2 protein-coding genes are annotated in these 1,440 nt (G+C 59.4%); both read right to left on the bottom strand.

What is annotated here, in order from left to right; translation table 11 throughout:
• On the bottom strand, positions 1–228 hold a 228-nt coding region (locus AC5Y3P_RS22295; protein WP_500048115.1), incomplete at its 3' end, for a hypothetical protein.
• Between the two features lie 191 nt (positions 229–419).
• Positions 420–1,184 (bottom strand): alpha/beta fold hydrolase, encoded by a 765-nt coding sequence (locus tag AC5Y3P_RS22290; RefSeq protein WP_500048114.1) that lies wholly within the window; start codon positions 1,182–1,184, stop codon positions 420–422.
• Positions 1,185–1,440 lie beyond the last annotated feature (256 nt).

The raw sequence follows: 1,440 nt of genomic DNA, 5'->3' as shown, positions 1-1,440 counted from the left end.
GAGCGGTTGTGTGTCGTTTAAGGTCCCGTGCTGGATACTCATCCATAGGATCTCTTTAGTTATCCGCAACGCGGTCCTCCGCTCGGGCGACACGTCATAATCAACAATCACCCCAGCGAAGCTGGACCGCCAGGGTGGAGTTCTCGCGTTCGAGGTCCTTGAGCCGTGGGCGGTGGTGAGTCGTTCGGCCAGCACCATGGGCAGGCCGATATTGTGGGCAGTGGTCATCGCGTCGGTTCCTTTGCTCGAGTGACTTTGGTTGGTCTGTCAAAGATTCACGCGATGACCTTCAAACACTCGTTTACGACACGCCGGCGACCGGGATCAGGTTCCGACTCGTACACCACTCTGCTGGACGCAACCCTGGTCCGTACAAGAGAAGTCAGGAACTGCGGCGGTTACGCTGTTGCTGTTTGGCTCTACGCGTACAACCGGCAGCGTTCGACGAGGATGTTGGCCAGCTTTTCTGGCTCGCTGACCATCAGCATGTGGCAGGTGTCGATCTCGATGAGGGTCTGCACACCGCCAAGCGCGGCGATGCACTCGCGTTGAATCTTCATCGAGACGGAGCGATCACGCCGAGTGAGTATCCACGTGCGTGGCACATCGTCGGGCATACCACTGCGGTCAACTTTTTCTATCATGATGGAGGGGGATTCCTGACAGGACCGAGCCAGTGTGAACCTGCGTTTTGCGGGAGTCATTCCGTTGCAGAATACAAACCTCGCCAACGCAGTAGGCAAACCTCCCGCCCGAACCGAACGGCCTTTCTGCACTTTGCGTTTGGCGGTGCGACGTGCGAACCTGCTCAGTTCTCCGGGAAGCGTGTCCACCAGGGCGCTGCCGTTGGCTGGTACTTGCGCGGTGGCCAGGATCATCTCCCGCACCCGGACCCGCGCCGAGCCGAGTTTGGTGACAACACCGGGGATGATCACGCCCGCCAGCGAATGGCCGACGATTACAAGGTCGTCGAGCGCAGCATTCTCGATGTCCGACACCACCGAGTTGACCCATCCGTCGATACAAGCCGTGATCAGGTCACCGGCCTTATTTCTCCGACCTGGCAAATCAACGGTCAGCACCTTTAGTTCCGGCTCCACGCTGCGGATCACATCGACGGTGGGCTCCCAACAATCAGCGGCGAACCCGCCTCCGTGCACGAGAACCAATGCGGGCAGTGCCATGGCTGGCCTCCTTGAGCGCCGTGGGCGCTGGACCTCAGCGTAAAGCCCGCGACGCGACGCCGCGCCAGTTTCGCCACGTGAACAGTTTGCTAGCGCCGCTCGTCGGCTAACGGCGCCACAACGCCATATTCAACGCGGTGGTCACCATCGCGGTGTCCTTCACATTGGAGATCAAGCGTCGGAAAATCGATCTTGTCTGGCACTATCGTGTCTTGCTGGAGAGCAATGATCAGAACCTGTGGATGAGCCTCGGTGA

It is taken from the genome of Mycobacterium sp. NGS45 (genome assembly GCF_059812645.1).
This window is presented reverse-complemented; position numbering and strand designations above follow the sequence as displayed.